12 protein-coding genes are annotated in these 18642 nt (G+C 39.8%); 4 read left to right on the top strand and 8 right to left on the bottom strand.

Translation table 11 applies throughout. The annotated features are described in order from the left end of the window. Positions 1-353: 353 nt before the first annotated feature. Positions 354-797: a DMP19 family protein gene (locus AAA970_RS16725; RefSeq protein ID WP_338238034.1), complete on the bottom strand. Its 444-nt coding sequence runs from the start codon at positions 795-797 to the stop codon at positions 354-356. A gap of 46 nt (positions 798-843) precedes the next feature. Then, a complete protein-coding gene (locus AAA970_RS16720) occupies positions 844-1812 on the bottom strand; it encodes an IS30 family transposase (RefSeq protein ID WP_338236266.1) in 969 nt (322 codons plus the stop codon). 216 nt (positions 1813-2028) lie between these two features. Between AAA970_RS16720 and AAA970_RS16715 the strand changes: the two genes are divergently transcribed. The 3 genes from AAA970_RS16715 to AAA970_RS16705 all read left to right on the top strand — a co-directional run bounded on the left by AAA970_RS16715 (position 2029) and on the right by AAA970_RS16705 (position 5202). After that, positions 2029-2277, top strand: a complete 249-nt coding sequence (locus AAA970_RS16715; protein WP_338238033.1) for a hypothetical protein — start codon at positions 2029-2031, stop codon at positions 2275-2277. A gap of 444 nt (positions 2278-2721) precedes the next feature. Then, positions 2722-4353, top strand: a complete 1632-nt coding sequence (locus AAA970_RS16710; RefSeq protein WP_338238032.1) for an ABC-F family ATP-binding cassette domain-containing protein — start codon at positions 2722-2724, stop codon at positions 4351-4353. Positions 4354-4488: 135 nt separating this feature from the next. Continuing rightward, positions 4489-5202, top strand: coding sequence for a hypothetical protein (locus AAA970_RS16705; protein ID WP_338238031.1), 714 nt, complete (start codon positions 4489-4491; stop codon positions 5200-5202). Positions 5203-5544: 342 nt separating this feature from the next. Here AAA970_RS16705 and AAA970_RS16700 read toward each other — a convergent pair whose 3' ends face one another. Together AAA970_RS16700 and AAA970_RS16695 are read right to left on the bottom strand one after the other, a co-directional pair. Beyond that, a complete protein-coding gene (locus tag AAA970_RS16700) occupies positions 5545-7503 on the bottom strand; it encodes a DUF3857 domain-containing protein (protein ID WP_338238030.1) in 1959 nt (652 codons plus the stop codon). 1 nt (position 7504) lies between these two features. Beyond that, entirely contained in the window at positions 7505-9388 is a 1884-nt protein-coding gene (locus tag AAA970_RS16695) for a transglutaminase-like domain-containing protein (protein WP_338238029.1), read from the bottom strand. A 1099-nt stretch (positions 9389-10487) separates the two neighbouring features. Here AAA970_RS16695 and AAA970_RS16690 point away from each other — a divergent pair. After that, entirely contained in the window at positions 10488-11624 is a 1137-nt protein-coding gene (locus AAA970_RS16690; protein ID WP_338238028.1) for a hypothetical protein, read from the top strand. A 446-nt stretch (positions 11625-12070) separates the two neighbouring features. Here the strand turns inward: AAA970_RS16690 and AAA970_RS16685 are convergent, their stop codons facing one another. The 4 genes from AAA970_RS16685 to AAA970_RS16670 all read right to left on the bottom strand — a co-directional run bounded on the left by AAA970_RS16685 (position 12071) and on the right by AAA970_RS16670 (position 18516). Beyond that, a complete protein-coding gene (locus AAA970_RS16685; protein ID WP_338238027.1) occupies positions 12071-13690 on the bottom strand; it encodes a RagB/SusD family nutrient uptake outer membrane protein in 1620 nt (539 codons plus the stop codon). Between the two features lie 22 nt (positions 13691-13712). Next, positions 13713-14789, bottom strand: a complete 1077-nt coding sequence (locus AAA970_RS16680; protein WP_338238026.1) for a TonB-dependent receptor domain-containing protein — start codon at positions 14787-14789, stop codon at positions 13713-13715. Positions 14790-14812: 23 nt separating this feature from the next. Then, the gene (locus AAA970_RS16675) at positions 14813-16336 is read right to left on the bottom strand and encodes an IS5 family transposase (protein WP_338236803.1); all 1524 of its coding nucleotides are present in this window, start codon (positions 16334-16336) and stop codon (positions 14813-14815) included. A gap of 137 nt (positions 16337-16473) precedes the next feature. Beyond that, positions 16474-18516, bottom strand: coding sequence for a SusC/RagA family TonB-linked outer membrane protein (locus tag AAA970_RS16670; protein WP_338238025.1), 2043 nt, complete (start codon positions 18514-18516; stop codon positions 16474-16476). Positions 18517-18642 lie beyond the last annotated feature (126 nt).

The raw sequence follows: 18642 nt of genomic DNA, 5'->3' as shown, positions 1-18642 counted from the left end.
TTTATAATAGCCCAAATTTGGGCAAGCTTGCTTTCTCCTCATTCATCTGTTTCTTTGGAAAAAACTCGAAATAGGAAAAATTCCGTCATTTTTTCCGCCTTACAGCTAAACGAGGATTTAAGCCTGAATAATCCGGATTAAGTAGGTAGGCTTCAGGCTTGTTTCCCCGCCGACAAAAAAAGTCGAGAGGCTTTTCCTTCTCGACTTTTCTTCTCCGCCTTTCAAAAAAAAGGGCTTAACAATTTTGGGAATATCTACCGGAGCAGGGACCATAATTTCAAAGGGTCTTTTCTTGCTTTCTTCAAAAACGCTGGTAGGCAGGCCCTTTTGTATTTTGAGGTATTGCCTGATTTTTATTCATTAGCTTCCTCTTCTTTGTAGATTTTTATTGCTGCTATACCGGTTTTGGCGATATGGTTCAATAATTTGGCCTCTAATTCCGCCGAGCGATCCCAAAAATGAGATTCAATATCATCGGCGATTGCTTCTTGTTGCTCGTTCCATTCTGTCATGTGAAGGTTGCGAGCCTTTAAATCTGCCGGAGGGGTGTTTTCTGGGAAAAGACCGTTGAATTTTCGTACCATATTCGCTAAATCCTGAAAACCCAGGTATTCCAAGTCTTGGATGACATCCGCATTTCTAATGGCCCCTTCATTGAGGTAGTGGTCCATGAGGCCATCGGTGGTAAGCGGTTCAAGGTTGTACCAAATACGTTTGTTTCTTTCAAGATTATGATAATTATTCAGGCCTTCTTCTAAAAGTGCCTCCCAGGCGTTTTGTAATCGTTCTCTGTTCATAGGTAATTATTGGGATTATTTAATTTTTAAAACTTGAATTCCAATTTTAAATGCAAGTTTTATTGATGGTGATCAAATTTTTTCTTTCACCATGAATATATTCGATAGGCGTCCAAAAATTCAATTTCTTTCTTGGGCGATTATTGAGGGTTTCTTCTACTTGGAGTACTGAATTCATTTTGATATTGTCCATTGATTTCCCTTTAGGAAAGTACTGTCTTATTAGGCCATTTGTGTTTTCATTGGTACCCCTTTGCCAACTGGCGTAAGGGTCTGCAAAGTAGGCCACACAACCAACAGAGGCTTCTAATTCTTTATGGCATGCAAATTCTTTCCCATTATCACAAGTAACCGTCTTCCAAGGTATTAAAGATCTTGAAGCCATATCTTCTAAAGCTTTCAAAACATCTTTATCTGATTTGCTTAATGCTATTCCGATCAATGTATATCTAGACCTTCTACAAACAGCCGTAACCAAAACATTTGACTTCTCCTTGGTCCCTACCACAACATCAAGTTCAATATGCCCAAACTCCGATCTATTATCAGCCTCCGTGGGTCGAATATGAATAGGTTTCCGATCTGGAATTTTTGATCCATTTTTTGAATTAGATTTCCGTTTTTTCCTTTTCCCCTTACTGATCCTAAGGTGATTAGCCAATTCAGGGACACTATAAATGAATTGATAAATTCCTTCAACTGAGATCATAGGAGTCCCTTCCTCTTTGCATCTTCCAGCTATTTGTTCTGGGCTGAAATCATTATCAATAAGAAACTTACGAATTACTTGTTCCATTTCAGGGGTCCGTTTATACGGTTCCCGATTATTTTTACGATTGGCCAGGTACTTACTATGCGCCGTATCAGCGTCGTAATACCCTTTACGACAACGCTTTATTTCTCTCCCTATAGTCGATACATGAAATCCAACTTTATCAGCAATAGCTGTTTTATTGAACCCTATTTTAACTAACGCTTCAATTTCATATCTTTGTGTCAGGGTAATCTGGGCCATTGTTATTTCTTATTTAAGTGCAATTAGATTTAAATTTCAAAGGTACCGGATACCTTTTTTTTATGCCAAATAAACTTGCACTTAAAATTAGAATCCAGGAAAATCATACCAATAGAAGATAAGCAAAAAAAGAGGAGCAATAAATGGTCTCGCTAGTCTTTTGTGATCCAGTGGTTTAGGAAAGGGGTTTTGTTTTGGCTTGGGGCTTTTAGTGTAATGAAAACAGAAAAGGTCAAGGTAGCCGATTTATTTACTTCCGCTGTAATTTCGGTTATTTCACGAATAGGAGTGGTGGCCGATATAATAAATGAAATGACAGTGAAGGATTGTGAAAAATTTATTTTTCAACTAAAAAAGTTAAGCGCTACCACCGTAAAAAGTGAATTTGCGGCCAAAGGGTTCCCGGTACTATGGAGAAGTAAAGTATTGAAAATGGCCATAGTACACTTTTATTTTTCCAATTAGATATTTGTAAGAATGTCTGCAGCGCAGGCCGGTTTTTTTTTAAGCTCAATAATAGGGGGAGTACAAAACGCTCCTGCTGGAGATTCTAATTATTCCGTTTAACTCCCTGCTAGTTTCAGGTGCTACTCTCCAAGATTTCAGATCAACTTTTGCGGTTGGTTTTTCTGATAGCCCCTATATGACGGCGCTCGTTTTCTCCTTAGCGCATGTTTAAAACCGCACCATCCGACTACAAATTCGAATTATTGGAAGTGATTTTGAATCATTTCTCAGCAATAGCGCTGCTATTCTCTCAAAATAATCCGGTATCGTTTCTGCAATATTTCAAATTTTCGTTTCGAATTTTGGCATTTAAACACGCTCTTTGTAATTCCGGCTTTTAAAGCCGCTGGAATAGCAGGTTGCCTTTTAAATTTTCGTATTTTCGCCTCAAATAACAAAATCATGATTTCTGTAGACGGACTTACCATGGCGTTTGGTGGACGAACGCTGTTTGAAAATATCTCATTTGTCATTAATGAAAAGGATCGCATCGCTTTGATGGGAAAAAATGGGGCGGGGAAATCCACCCTGTTGAAAATCTTGGCGGGCGCCCAACAGCCTTCCAAAGGAAATTTGGCCGTGCCCAAGGATAAAAAGGTGGCTTATCTTCCACAGCATTTGTTAACCGAAGATGATGTGACGGTATTTGAGGAGACTGCGAAAGCCTTTGCGCATATCCATGCCATGGAGGCGGAGATCAATGAATTGAATAAGCAGCTGGAAACCCGTACCGATTATGAGTCGGATGATTATATGAAGCTGATTGAGCGGGTATCCACTTTAAGCGAGACTTTTTATTCTATTGAAGAAACCAATTATGATGCTGCTGTTGAAAAAATCCTGAAAGGTTTAGGCTTTGATCGTTCAGATTTTGATCGTCCTACTTCAGCCTTTAGTGGGGGCTGGAGAATGCGTATTGAGCTGGCCAAACTGTTGTTGCAGGATCCGGATTTGATATTGTTGGATGAGCCGACGAACCACCTCGATATTGAATCTATACAGTGGCTGGAAGAATTTTTGACCGAAAGCGGGAAGGCCGTTGTGGTTATTTCTCACGACCGTGCTTTTGTGGACAATATCACCACCCGAACCATTGAGGTGACCATGGGTCGGATTTACGATTATAAAGCCAAATACTCTGACTATCTGGTATTACGCCAGGAGCGTAGAGCTCAGCAACAAAAGGCCTTTGAAGAACAGCAAAAGATGATTGCTGAAAACAAAGCTTTTATTGAGCGTTTTAAGGGAACCTATTCCAAGACCCTGCAGGTGCAATCCCGGGTGAAGATGTTAGAAAAGCTGGAAATTGTGGAGGTTGATGAAGTGGATACTTCCGCTTTACGATTGAAATTCCCTCCGGCTCCGCGTTCCGGAAATTTCCCGGTGATGATGCAGGATGTAGCCAAAACTTATGGGGACCATTTAGTTTTTAGCGAAGCCAATATGACCATTAAACGAGGAGATCGGGTGGCATTTGTGGGGAAAAATGGGGAAGGTAAATCTACCATGGTGAAGGCCATTATGGAGGAAATTGACTTTGAAGGAATGCGGACCCTGGGCCATAATGTTCAGATTGGATATTTTGCCCAAAATCAGGCCGCCCTTTTGGATGAGAATTTGACCGTCTTCCAGACTATTGATGATGTGGCCGTGGGAGAAATCCGGAATAAAATCAAAGACCTGCTAGGGGCATTTATGTTCGGCGGGGAAGAGTCTACCAAAAAAGTGAAAGTACTATCAGGGGGAGAGCGGACGCGATTGGCGATGATCAAATTATTGCTGGAGCCGGTGAACCTGCTGATACTCGATGAGCCTACCAACCACCTGGATATGAAGACCAAGGATATTTTGAAAGATGCCCTTCAAAGTTTTGAAGGAACCATTATCCTGGTTTCCCATGATCGGGATTTCCTGGATGGTCTGGCAGACAAAGTATATGAGTTTGGGAATAAAAAAGTGAAAGAACATCTGGGGGATGTGAAGAGCTTTTTGGAAGCCAAGAAAATGGAAAGCCTGAAAGATATCGAAAAGTAGATTTCGATGATATTATTAAAAACACTCATGAGAATGAGTGTTTTTTTTGAAATAATTTTTGTTATAACAATGTTATTCTTGTATTTATAAATATTATAAGATTTAATTTTGTTTAACATTTAATTATTTATATATATGAAAAGGCCTTACCTACTTGCTTTCCTACTTTTATTCAGCCTTCAGGTGATGGGGCAGAAGGATCAAGACATTCAAGAGCTGAAATTCGAACCCGGTGACTGGGCGATAGAGTTTAACTTTAAATCGTTTTTGGGAAATAATTTGAATGTGATTGAGGATAGTCCTGAAATTCTATCCCCTTCAATGGGAGTGGGGTTGAGAGTGCGGAAATTTTTGGGAGAAAAGGGAGGAGTACGTATGGAAGGTAACTACGGTAGAGTAGCTGATAATTATAAATATGAAGCCTTATATAGCGGTCCCACCTACGATTCTAAAACTACTGGTGCTGTGGGTGGGATTTCTCTGGGTTATGAGTATCATTTTGTGAAAAATGATCGATTTACGGCTTATATTGGAGGTCAGTTTTTTTATAATCAAACTAAATCTACCTTTAAAGAGGGTGGGAAAATTTCTCCTTCAAGACCAATGGAGGGCACAGATGATAAAATTTTTGTTCGGCAATCTGGTGTTGATGCATTCCTGGGATTAGATTATTATTTAAGTAAGAAATTTTATGTTGGGCTTGAAAGTCGCTTTCGCTGGGGACGTCAATGGGATAAAATGATACTATCAGAGGAGGAAGGCAATCCACCTGTTGATGCAAAAGAGAAGGATTATTACACCATTTTTGGATTTGTAAGTCCTGAGTTGCGAGTGGGATTTTTGTTTTAGTAAATATTGAGGTGAATATGCATTGCCTCCGGGCTTTCTCCTATTTTTCAATATGAATTTTTATTCCCCTTTAGTTCTGCCTCTTTAGATTCCGTTTATGGGTCATTGATGAGAACCAAAAGAGCTTTTGTTCATGAAAAGGCAATACTGGCAATACCATTTATAGGTGATAAGAAGGTAGCCTTCAGAAAGTAAAAAACCTCCCTTTTATTAGAGGGAGGTTTTGATGTTTTTAATCTTTTATATTGAAAGAAGGAAAGGGGTGCATCGATAGCTTGAGGATTTTGTCGCATTCCTAATTGTCAGTTCTCCCTTTCTTAAGCTTACTGAATAGTCACAAATTTAGTTGGATAGCTCGGGGCTTAGAATGAGCACCGCTTTATTAAAATCAGCGGCAGCATTTACACATTTTCGGTAGTTATCGTATTGGGATTTATCCATTTCTGCCTGATGGTATTCTTCCTCAATGACTATTTTGAGTACCCCATCCTGAATCGTACTGTGGGAGATGTATCTCATTAATAATTTCCCATCTTCTTCAATGAGGTGCTCGCATTCTAGTTGATCCAGACCCTTGCAATTATACCCTTTAGGAATTTCAAGGCTTATTTCATGACGATATACTCTTGGGTGTCTGGTGGTAACATCAGTAATTCGTTCTTTATCTTCATATAGCTCACTTTGTTTCCCGATCACTTTTCCAATAGATACCAGTAGGTCATCTCCAGCACTTTCGACCATTCCGTCTGTTTCAAAGGTGGCCTTAACCACCAAAGGATCATTTTTTTTCCCGGAATGCGTCATGTCCTCGTTAAGTACTTCAAAATTTTCGTAAACTGCATCTTCTAAAGCGGAAGTGACGATCATTTGCTTAAAATTCTCCAGGTCCTCTCCTTCTTTATTCATCAAATATCCAAATCTTACCTCATAGCCAGGGTGGCCCTGAAAACTATGGGCCAAATCAACCTTCGCTTTTAAATTTTCCGGACTCACCGAGACATTGGCGATAACACTGGCAAAGTTTTGCTGAGGGCTCAATGTAGAAATTCGTCGTAGATTGGTGCCTTTTAAGTAAATCAATCTATTCGATGAGTTATAGTCGGTTCTTAACTGGATAGCATTTGTCCCCTCTAAAAGACAAGGAGCGGCGCCTAAACGCATATTGGCATAGGTGGGGGCGACAAATGCGTCAACTTCAGGGAAATAAAAAATTATATCGCTTTGTTGGGGGTAAATTGCAAAATCTTTATCAATATGAAGTTTATATTTATTGGCGCAGATAAGGACATTGAACCTGATTTTTGCAGCGCTAAGACATTTAAAATAGGTTTTTATTAATCCTGCTTCATTACTGGTGTTATTCTTCAAGATAAAATTTGGGTCTCCATACTCTTCCTTGGAGCTTTTGGTGAGGGTGATATTATTTTTTAAATAATCCTCAATAGCCTGCACTTTTTCTTCTGTGGACAATTTATTAATCTTCAAATTACGGATAAGCTTGGATGCTTTTGCGCTTCCTTTACTCATATTGAATTGTTTGAAGTAAGTCTCCCCTATGGTTCTCCAGGATATTAAATTCTGTTTTTGCGGATTGCTATCAATTTTGAAATCCAAACGCATCAGGTTCGGGCTGAAGGCAGATTGCTCCTCTTCCTGCATGGCTGGAATATTAGTGGCAGCGGCATAATGATAATTAAATCTCTTGACCGCATCTGGAAAACCGTTATAGGATTTGGTAGTATAATTTATCGCGCCTGGGTAAACAATTTTAATACTGGCTTCCATTACAGGAACATCAGTCTGGAATATTTCGCTTCCAAAGTATTGAGCCATCTGCGTAATGGTGTAGGTGTATTCAATTTCTCCGCCTTCTTCTATGCCTTCGATCGCAAAAATATGGAAGTTTCCTTTTCCATCTACATTTTCAAGTGCTTTCAGTTTACTTTTATCAAAGTCAATGACTTTTCCTTCCTTTGAAATTGTCCTTACATTTAATTCCAGTAACTGCTCCTCCGAAATATAGGGTATATATACCTTATTATAATTTTCAATAGCGGACTCATCCATAATCTTGATGATTTTATGAACGGTGTTCACACTGACTGCCTGCATTTGAACCGGAACCAGTTCGATTACCCGTTCGTCTTTTATGATTATGGCTGACTCCTGTTGGTATTGCTCATCTAGAGGGTGTAATTTCGGAGAGATCTCCCAGTTAATATTGTGATGTTCTGAAAGTTGTGCGAATGCATTATAAAACGAAGAACAAAAAAATAGAAAGGTGACAAAGAGCTTGCTCATATTATGACTTTTTTAATATAATTTTTTGTTGACTAATTTTAACCAGCTTTTCAAATAGGGTGGAAAATTTCACCAAATCTTTTCCTTCGATGAAAAGTTGGTCAATCTGGAGGGTTTTGTGGAGCACTAGCTGTCCCTCCTGTATAGCGTACTGATAGCGGAGGTCCATTCCCTCCAGTGATAGCTCCTGGGATTCAGGGAAAAAATCAACTACATAGCCATCCGGAATCTTCAGACTGGTGGTTAAAGCATAATTATACTTTTTGGGCAGTTGAATAGGCTGGCTTCTGTGTTGTAGATCTCCAAGATTTAAAGTCTTAAGGCAGGGATCCAGGTTTAAATTGATATAAATTTTATCACTGGTTTTTACTACCTCATTATTAAAAGTTGCGGTATAGTTGACATTAAGTCCATCTTCTAAAGATTCAGATTCTGCCTGTTCATAGGAGGAGCTTTTTTTCCCCAGATTAAGGTATTTCTGATGGAAATTTTTTTCCCGATGATTATCAAAAAGGAATTCGGCATGTAAAAAGTTTTCTTGTTGATACCCTTTCAAAAGCGTTTGTCCCTCCGCCTTTAAGCTATTGCCCTCTAACTGAATATTTAATTCATCTTTACGCAGACATCGGTCCAAAGGAGCTACAGGGACTTTTATTATTTCAAACTCAGTAGCGTCCTTTTGAATTAATGCTTCTTTCCCTTGTACCATGGAAGGGGATTGTTCAATAGAATGAAATCGGTTAGTGGCGTCCAGAAACTTGTAGTCGCCATTTATTTGCACCGCACAGATCATATGGTTGTCTGTAACGGTGGTGGGCACATCCGAATAGGTGTAGGGTTTATGTACCGTACCGATCCAGGTAAGGTGGGCGGGAATCCCGGCACTTTTCAGCATATTTTGGAGAAGATATGACATATCTTTACAGTCCCCGTATCGTTTAGTAAAAACCTCACCAGCTGGTCTTGGAATAAAGCCAGCCATGCCATTTTCAAAGGCAACGTATTTGATATTGCATTGTACCCAATTATAAATGGCCTTAATTTTCTCCTCTTCGTTGATGAGATTTTCCGTTAGCGCATTAACTTTTTGGTTAATTTTTTCCTGTTTATTTTCCTCCGGTATTTTTTGTAACAGGCTATGGTACCATTGGTAAAGGTCTGCAGGACTTTCATTGATGGTGATTTTTTCTCCATTTACCAGAATGGAGCTGATTCTCAAAATAATATGCGGTGAGGTATAGGCAGGGTTTGGAGCGCCGGCATTTTTCATATAAGCCGGCTGATTTTTCATGATCCACCGACAAGTGATGGTGCCTAATTGTTCCGTTTTCTCAAAAAGTATTTGCTCGTCCTTTATGTTGAACAGCTTGAAATCTATAGCACAGTTTGCGGGATAGTTTATTTCAATACAGCTGCTATCCACTGGGTAGATATCATCAAAGAAGAACCTGCCCATCATTTGTGGTTCTACTAATCTCTTTGTGTATTTAAGAACCCCTCTGGCCCCGGGGGAAATATTGGGGTAGAGGAAGTTTTTCATTTTATGTCCCCCATAAAAAATCCCGGCCTCAACAACATCACTAGTTTCGATTAAGCTTACATTTTGAAGTTTGTATCGCCCTTTTTTGTGTGGGATTTTAGTGTAGGCCTCCAGGGATATGACGGGGTCAAGGTTGGAATACCCTACAGCATCGCTGGCGTGCCTGGTGACATTTTTAAGGAATGTTTTTTCCTGAAAGTTATGTTCGTTAATGGTAATTTTTCTTCCGGATAGTTTAATATCAAATCGTCTGGAAAGGGTGTTTATTTTCACATCATCTTCTTGTGCCTCAGCTGAAAATGAACAAAATAGCATGGCTGTGAACAGCAGGATGGTTTTTTTCATGTCAAAAAATTATCAGGCGTAAGTGGTTGTTTTAGATGTGTTAATATTAAGTGATTTAATATAGTAGTATTAATTGTAAAGCTAAAATAATAAGCAAGTATAAAAAAGTATTTTTAATTTAAAAATTATCACTATTCGATAGGTGTATATGGTTAGGCGTTTTTTTGGGTTTAAAACAGAGTCATTGTCTTTTTTAAAATTTCCAGCATCATTATAGCTTGCGTGAAGCTAAATTTATCATTTTGAGAGGGTAGAGGTTATGGGAGTTTTTAAAAGGGCCAACGATAAAACTGGTTTTGTAATCTTTTTTGTTGAAAATCGAATTAAAAAATGTTACTATATTTTATATTGTTTGAGTGATATGGATTAAAAAAAAGTAGATGAAAATTGTTTGTTTTTGATTTGAGGTAATGTTTTGCTCTTGATTCCCATGATTTATTCTTTTACTTAAATATTGTTTAAATTCATCTATTTTGTGTCCTGAATTAAAAGACGGATCAAGTTTTCAGGTCATAATTAATTTTTGATTCATTGGAATTGATGATTCATTATTTTTAAAACACCTTAAACTTTTATCAGGAATTGTGCTTTTACAATCGTTCTTAATTTCAGTCATGCGTTTGCCTTGCCTTTACGGCTATGTAGCATCAATTTTTTGGTTTTAGCTTATCTTTATATTTTAAATCTAAACACCTTTCAATTAAGGCTCGCTGAAACGATTTGAGGGACGCCAATTAGCCAGTATCCGTTATTCATAAGGTAAAGAGGTGAGCTGGAGAGGCGGCACTAGCCTTTTCAAAAGTTAAGTTTTTTTATGAAAAGCAAACTTATGCTAATTCCTCCTGTTCTAACTTTTAATTGTATTCCTCTAAGAAGTTTGGGAAAAGACTTAGGCGAATAGCTTTCCTTCAAAATCATGTTAATCGAAATGTATTTGATTGATTTTAAGGTGGTTTGTATTTTTTTGCGGTAGCGAAGCTATGCTTTCAAAATAATGCGGTATTGCTGTTATCAAGTCCATTCAATGTTTCCAAACCTGACTTAAGTATAAGTCCTTAATGGAGGGGGAAATACTTAAATCTTGAATTAACCACTGCATATGGCTCTAAAGCATTTTACTCCAATTTTTCATGTCCCTCTGTTGCTATTGTTGCTCGCTTTTTTTGGGACACAAAGCGTTCAGGCGCAGGTTTATTCCAATCGAGAAGTGAATCCAAATCGGGAGGTAGTTTCCGATAGTTTGAAGCAAATTAAATACCCTTATGTTTTACCTATTTTGGGAGAAAAGGCTGCCCAGGCGGGTTATACATTGCCATTATCTGCGGGAATGAGTTTAAATTATTTATTTCAGGAATCTGATGTGACCATTAATAACTTGATGATTGGCTTCAATAATGGTCCGATGTATAATCTGGATGATGTCATCCGATTTAAGAATGCGCAAGCCCGTACGAGTGCTTTTAACTTCCGCCCTGATATTTGGATTTTACCCTTTTTAAATGTTTATGGGATTATTGCTGGCTCAGCATCTAGTACGGAGGTAGACTTTGGGGTCTTTGTGCCAAATGGCACGGGATATACTGAAATTATTGACTTACAGACTAAGGCTGATTTTTCCGGGCTTACCGCAGGCTTTGGTATTACCCCGACCATTGGTATTGCCAATGGCTGGTTGGCTTTAGATATGAATTTTACCTGGACCGATATTGATGCACTTGAAGAGCCAGCCTTTAGTTTTGTGTTCGGCCCCAGAATGGGCAAAACTTTTAAGTTTAGCAAAAAAAGCAATCTGGCGGTTTGGGTGGGAGGTTTTCGAGTGAAAATTAATTCTGGGACTTCCGGTACACTGCCCCTGGATGCTTTGCTGAGCGGAGAGGGTGCATTAGAAAAAATAGATCAGGGTTATATGCGTTTGGAGGAGGCTCAAAATCAATTGGATAGTTGGTGGGAGGGATTAACATCAGCTCAACAACGGATTTATCAGCCGGTATATGACCGTTCCAATGAAGCCATAGGTAGAGTAGGAGAGGCGCTGAATGCTTTAGAAAATGGGCTTAACCAGATAGGAGAATCTACGGTGCAGTATTCTTTGGATAAACAACAGAAAGAGATGTGGAATTTTTTGGTGGGCGCCCAGTATCAACTCAACCCCAAGTGGATGTTCCGGGGAGAGGTGGGTTTTTTGGGGACTCGTACGCAAGTGCTGGCGGGTATTCAATACCGATTTGGGCTTTAGCGGTATTCCTTATTCTGAATTATTCACCGATCGATTTATTTAGTTGTTCTATGTGCCTTCAGCTTGTTAAAATTGTTTTGGTTAATTTCCAAATAGGCCAAATAGGGGCAGGCTTGCTTGCTCCCCCCTTCATTTGCTTTGTTGTAAAAAACTCAGAACAAGCAAAAATTCCGTACTTTGTCCCGCTCTGCAGTTAAACGAGAATTTAAACAGGAATAATCCGGCTAAATGTGATCAGGCTATGGAATAAGTATCAAAATCTGAAGACAAGACCCAGAGTGGATGCTATTTTCAATGCTTCTAAAAAGCCGATTGGCTATGAGGTTCGGGCAAAAATCTTTCTTCACGTTTTTTCAATAACGGAATTACTTTTTTGTACCCTTTACTATTTCATTTTGAACATATAAAAAGGGCAGCCTTTCGACTGCCCTTTCTTATGGGTTCAATTAGTAGCCCGCATTTTGAACCAGATTATTATTCAAATCCAGTTCATTAAGAGGGATGGGCAAGAATCCTCTTTTTACTTTATCAAAGGTGACTTCAAAATCCTGTGGGTTGCCCACATCCCCGGTCTGTGGTAAGTCCGGAATACTTGGCGCCTGCATTTGATAGTTGGTGACGGTCAGGTGCTGGTCAGCATAATCCACGCCACGGCGCAAAAGGTCGAAATATCGCCAGCCCTCTAATGCTAATTCCACTCTTCTTTCCTGATAAATGTCCTCCAGGTCTACGGAAGTCATTGAAGGTAAATTTACGCGGTTTCTCACGCGATTGGTATATTCTAAAGCTTTCCCCTGATTTCCATTGTTTAGATGAAGCTCTGCAGCCATTAATAAAACATCAGCAAAACGAATATAATGGAAGTTCTGTGACCAGTTTTGCACGGGAGCCGCTGAAGGGAAGCGATCTGCATGGGTGGTGTACTTATAAGCATACATGCCCGTGTGGGTGAAGCCTGCCTCCAGGTTTGGGGTTGCAGATTCTCGGGTCAATAATTCTTCCGCCGTTACAATGGCTACAGCTCTACGAGGGTCACTGTCCTCAAAAGCATTGTATAGACTGTGTGTTGGAATATTGAAACCATAACCTGCTCTTAATAAATCCGAGTTGTAACCTCTTGGCCCTGACATTTGGCACTGGAAATTTCCCAGGTGATTGTCCGCTCCGGGAGTCGCTCCACCTCTGTCGAAGAATGGAATTTCAAATAGGACTTCATTGTTAAAGTCTGAGTCGGCATCAAAAACTGCGGCGTAATCCGCTAACAAATCATGCCCGGATTCATGAATGATTTCTTCGGCCATGGCAATAGCATCTGCCAGCGTAAAATCATTTCCACCTGCTACTGGCAGACTATTTTTTTGATAAACCCCGGTATAAAATTGAAAGACTTTCAATAGCTCTGCCTTTGCAGCCCATTGGCTTAATCGACCTTGCTCAGATTGTGGTACCTGGTCCATCATATGTGGAATGGCCTCCAAAATGTCGTCTGCTACTAAGGCATAAGCCTGAGCTGGATCCAATTGCGTAATGCCTCTCCAGTTGGTAGCATCCAATACTTGCTGAACTACCGGTATATTTTCATACCAACGAAGTAATTCAAAATGATAGTGTGCTCGAAGGAAAGTGGCTTCTGCTGCAAAGTTTAAGCTATCCTGCTGTTCACTAGGTTTCCAATTAATTTCCGGGTATTTATCTAACAGCAGGTTTACTCGTGCAATTCCACGGTAGCATTTCTTCCAAAATCCCTGCACTACCCCCTGATCTGCCGGGTTGTTCATGAATCTTCCGGCATTTTGTAATGGGTAGTTATCCGTGACCGATCCTCCACCGGCATAGGCATCATCAGACATAATATCTGCTGACATCCCCAGGATATTGTTCAGGGCAACGGTTCGGTCAGAGCGTAAAGGTTCATAAGCTCCTAATAGGGCCAGATAGGCCTCATCTCGGTTTTGAAAATAGGTCTCTTCGTCCACTCGATCCACCGGATCAAGATCTAAAAAATTACAAGCCGCCAACTGTAGCATAAAAGCCAACAGCAATAGCGATATTTTATTTTTTTTCATGATAATACTTTTTGGGGAGAAATTAGAATGTGATGTTGACACCCATCATATAAATGCGAGACTGTGGATAATTACCTCTATCCAATCCCATGGTAGCAGTTTGGGCATTAACAGAACCTAATTCCGGATCTAAGCCAGTGTAATTCGTCCAGGTCAATAAGTTTTGACCGGAAACATATAGCCTCAATCTGCTGATGCCTACTTTTTCGGTAATGGCCATTGGGATGGTATAGCCCACTTGCAAGTTTTTCAAACGCAGGTAGGATCCGTCTTCCAAATGCACCATGTCATTAAACCAAAGGTAGTTATTGTTAGGGTCCGTAACGGTCATACGAGGGTATTCATTACTGGTGCCCGGCCCATGCCAGCGATCCATTACCCGGCCATTATAATTTTGTAATTCTACATCTCTTCGGCGGTTCAAGTTGGCAATTTTGTTACCTGCCTGCCCCTGGAAGAAAATGCTGAAATCCCAGTTTTTGTAAGAAGCATTAAAGGTTGCTCCGAAAGTCCAGCTTGGCATGGCTGAACCCAGATCGGTACGGTCATCCTCATCAATAGATCCGTCTCCGTTTACATCTACAAAACGAATGTCTCCCGGTTGTGCTTTTGGTTGTAAAGGTTCACCATTGGCATTTACATGGGCATCAATTTCTTCCTGTGTTTGGAAAATGCCATCCGTTTGGAATCCATAGAAAAATGGGAATGGCATACCGGTTTCCATTCTTACTGCACCTATATAACCTCCCGGATTGTTGATGGAGTTGATGTAACCATTTTCGTTCTCTACATCCACTGCGCGGTTATGATTGTAGGCCGCATTGGCAGAAATGTCATAATGGAAATCACCGGTTTTCTTGCGGTATTGCAACATTAATTCAATTCCTTGATTATCGATAATACCCAAATTGGAGGTCGGGTAGCCAATGCCTACATAATCAGGAATTGGTTCGGCTGCCAAAAATCCGTCTGAACGCTTTTTGTAATATTCCGCATTGAACAAGATGCGGTCATCCAAAAGGCCTAAATCAACTCCTAGATTGGAGGATACGGCGGATTCCCATCGTAAATCCGGGTTGGGGGCTGCGGTCAATCCCATTCCGTAAATCGGGGAACCATTAATTAGGGTCTGCTTAAAAAGGTCTCTTTATTTTTCTTGAAATTTGGTTTACCAATTCCAGCTTCGATGATTGATGTAACTAATGCCCATAAATCATATTTATAAATATTAAAAAACAGGTCAAAAAAGATTCCTTTCATGAATCTTTCAAGGTTAGCAATAAAGAAGATGGCACCAATCCAAGAATTTGTGGTGTCTGATCTTCGTGCCTTAATATTATTCAATCCATACCCCCTTTTAGTTTGTCCAAATTTTCCTTCTACATGACTCCTCAATTTTTGATGGATAACCTTATTCTCTTCCCGCTCTTTAATTTTTTCAGGATCTTTAGGAGGAGCTCCAAGAGGTGAGCCGACGAAAGTTATATCATTTTGATCATAAACTTCTCTAGCATTTCGATTTCCATAAATTTTGTCTCCAACAATTCCATTTAGCTTAGTGTGAGGGTGCCGTAGTTTATGTGCTTCAATATGCTTTTTGATAATCTCCTCTTCCCCTTCATAGTATGCTTCAAAATCATGATGGTCAATATAAGAATAGCCTTGGTCAATAGATATTGATATTTTAGCTCCAAATTCAACATTCGCTCCAGACTTCCCTCTTATGATGGGGCGAATATGTGGTTGATATAAGTTTACAATACGGAAACCAACCGTATTTTTCTTCTCTTCAATCATTTCCATTTGTTGGCGATACACTTCTTGAATAACATACAATAGCTTCAAAAAACGCTTATTCAAAGGAATACCTACCTTAATTTGGTCTAATAGACGATGAATATGCCCTATATTTCGATGAAGATACTGTAGTTGTTTTCGATTTGCAGCCCTCCAAAAATCGGCGCCTTTCTTCTTTTTTCTTGTCAACGCTAGAAATTCTTTTTGGGCTTTTTGTCGATAGCTTCTAGGTTTCTTAGCATCTGTTTTAACAAATTCCCATAATATATCGATGATTTTTTCTGATTCAATGCGAGCCTTATTGATCAAAGCCAGGTCGGTCGGATAAGGAATTTCTTGCACCGCTACAGTAGCATCAACTGAAATCGAGTTTTCAATTTCAGGCTTCTTATATTTTGTATCACTTTCTACATTTTTTTCATCACGAAGTTCGCTTTGCTCATCAATACTAACGTCATGACTCTGGAGTAAGTGACTTAAATCATTAAAGTCTTTTATGGTCAAACGCTTTCTAATTGTCGGAAATAATGAAGAATCGAATACCTGATCATGTTGAAATTTATGCAATCCAACAAAGTATTGTAGATATGGACTTTCTTTGATTTGTTCAATTGTTTCTCTATCAGACAACTTATATTTGTGTTTGATAATCAAGGCTCCAATCACTAAACGCGCTGGTTTAGGTCTAGCTCCTTTGTCGAAGGACATGTTCCGTTCATAGATCCTTTTTAATTGACTCCAAGGAATTTCTTTGGCCATAATAATCCATCTATTATTGGGATTAAGGCCACCCAAATACGGGTCCATAAAATCAGAAATCTCAAGTTGATCAGGGGAATGCTTAATCATAGTGCAAGCTAAAAAAGTAGGAAAGGAGCCCTGGGGCTATTTAAAGGACAATTTACAAAATTTCCCCTTGCACTAAAAGAGATTTAATGTGATTTAATAAGTTGATCTTCAGTCGTTTTTAGATAATTCGAACTATTTCAGCAGACCCTAATTACATAGGGAATGGTTTGGTTAATAGCCGACATATAACGGAAGTTGCCAATCTCCTGATTACCCACTTTACCCCAGGATCCTCTAAGTTTTAAATGGTTAATGGTGGTGGAGCTAAAGAATTTTTCATTGGAAATTAACCAACCGGCAGAGATAGAAGGGAAGTACCCGAATCGATTATTGGAACCAAATCGCGTAGATCCATCCGCTCGGACGGTAGCGCTCAACATGTATTTTTCTTTATAATCCCAATTGGCACGTGTGAAGAAAGACATTAATCGGCTTTCAATGAACATGCCCTGTACTTTTTGGGTGTCATCATCTGCTCCGTTGTTTAACCAGGCATAATCCCAACCGGATGGGTTGATGTTGGTTCGGGTTCCTTCCATCCACTGATTAGTGAATCTCTGAAGTGTGGTTCCGGCGACTACATTCAGGTGGTGGCCACCAAACGCTTTGTCATAAGCCGCATAGGTTTCCCACTGCCAATTAAACATATTGGTCATTCGATTGGAGGCGTCATTTACAAAATAGATCCGATCATTGTTGTAAGTTCCTTCTGGTGTGTAGTTGCGGATATTGTTATTTCGGAAATCAAATCCAAAGTCAGTGTGAATTTTAAAGGCCTTGGTGATATCCAAATCTCCGAAAAAGTTACCAATCAACATTCGGTTTTCCACAGCATTGAACGTATTGTCAATGGCCGCAACCGGATTCACATTATCCCTCATATTGTGTTGAGAAATACCATAATACTCACCATTAGCATTTCGGAAGGCTGTTGGAGACATGTTTTTGATTTCCTCCAAGCGCGCCTTATCGGTTTCAATTACTGGGGTCAGGGGATCGTGTAACAGGGCAAATGTTAAAGGAGAAAAGTAGATGTCATCCTCTCGAATGCCGGCAGATCGGTTGTTGGTAAAGGTCAGGTTTTGTCCAACTTTCACTTTCTTATTCAACTGATGCGTCGAATTCAAACGCATACTGAAGCGCTGAAAATTGGATTTTTCTGAAGGCCCCACGATACCGTCTTGCCCAAAATAACCAATAGAAGCCGAGTAAGTAGAGGCATCATTTCCTCCGGAAAGCATGAACTGATGGTTCATCATCATGGCCGCTTTATTAAAGATCTCGCTTTGCCAATCGGTATCCGTTTGGTTAGTAGCCATAAACTCCGGAGAGAAATGGGCTGCTTTACCATCATTCAAAGCCGTTTCATTGTGGATCATCATATAGTCCTGAGCCCCTAGTAGATCAGCATGTTTCCAGGGAGATTGCACCCCCATATAACCATCATAACTCAAGACCAGTCGGCCCTTTTGTCCTTTCTTTGTAGAAATCAAAACCACCCCGTTTGCTGCACGAGAACCGTAAATTGCACCAGAGGCCGCATCTTTCAATACTTCCATAGACTCAATGTCTGTTGGGTTTAAGAAAGAAATATCATCCACCTGCATACCATCCACTATGTACAATGGCTGAGCATTTCCTGTAGTTCCGACACCACGCACGCGAACGTTAATTCCAGCACCTGGCTGACCCGAAGCATTTGATACCGTAACCCCGGGGCTTCTTCCCTGAAGGGCCTGACTGATGTTTGGTGCAGGGGTAGCTGAAATCTCTTCCGCTTTAATCGAGGCAATAGATCCTGTGACCACTGATTTTTTCTGAACACCATAACCGATGACAATCACTTCCTCCAGTTCTTCCACATCTTCTTGTAGAACAAAGTCAATTTTACTCTGATTTCCCACCACCATTTCTTCAGTAGTGTATCCAATAAAAGAAGCGGTAATCGTGGCTCCACTAGAAACCTGAAATTGATAGTTTCCATCAAAGTCAGTTATGGTACCGTTGGTGGTTCCTTTTTCCACCACATTTACGCCAATAATGGCTTCACCGTTAGGATCGGTTACCCGACCAGATATTTGATTTTGGGCAAATGCAGAAAAATGGAGTAGCATCATAAGCCCGAATAATGACATTCGCAATAGGGAAATGCGAATTGCCGAACAGTACTTTAATCGCATAAAAATAGTTAGCTGACAATGTTAAAAATTATTAACCCCATGGGAGTTCCGGATTCCCAAGGAAAAAAATGTGCTCGCGATCACAGCAGCAAAAGAAGGAGCTTAGGTTGAATTTGTATAAGGAAA

The sequence above is a fragment of the Persicobacter diffluens genome (assembly GCF_036244895.1).
Lineage (GTDB): Bacteria > Bacteroidota > Bacteroidia > Cytophagales > Cyclobacteriaceae > Persicobacter > Persicobacter diffluens.
Note: the sequence above shows the minus strand (reverse complement) of the source record. Positions and strands in the feature narration are given on the sequence as shown.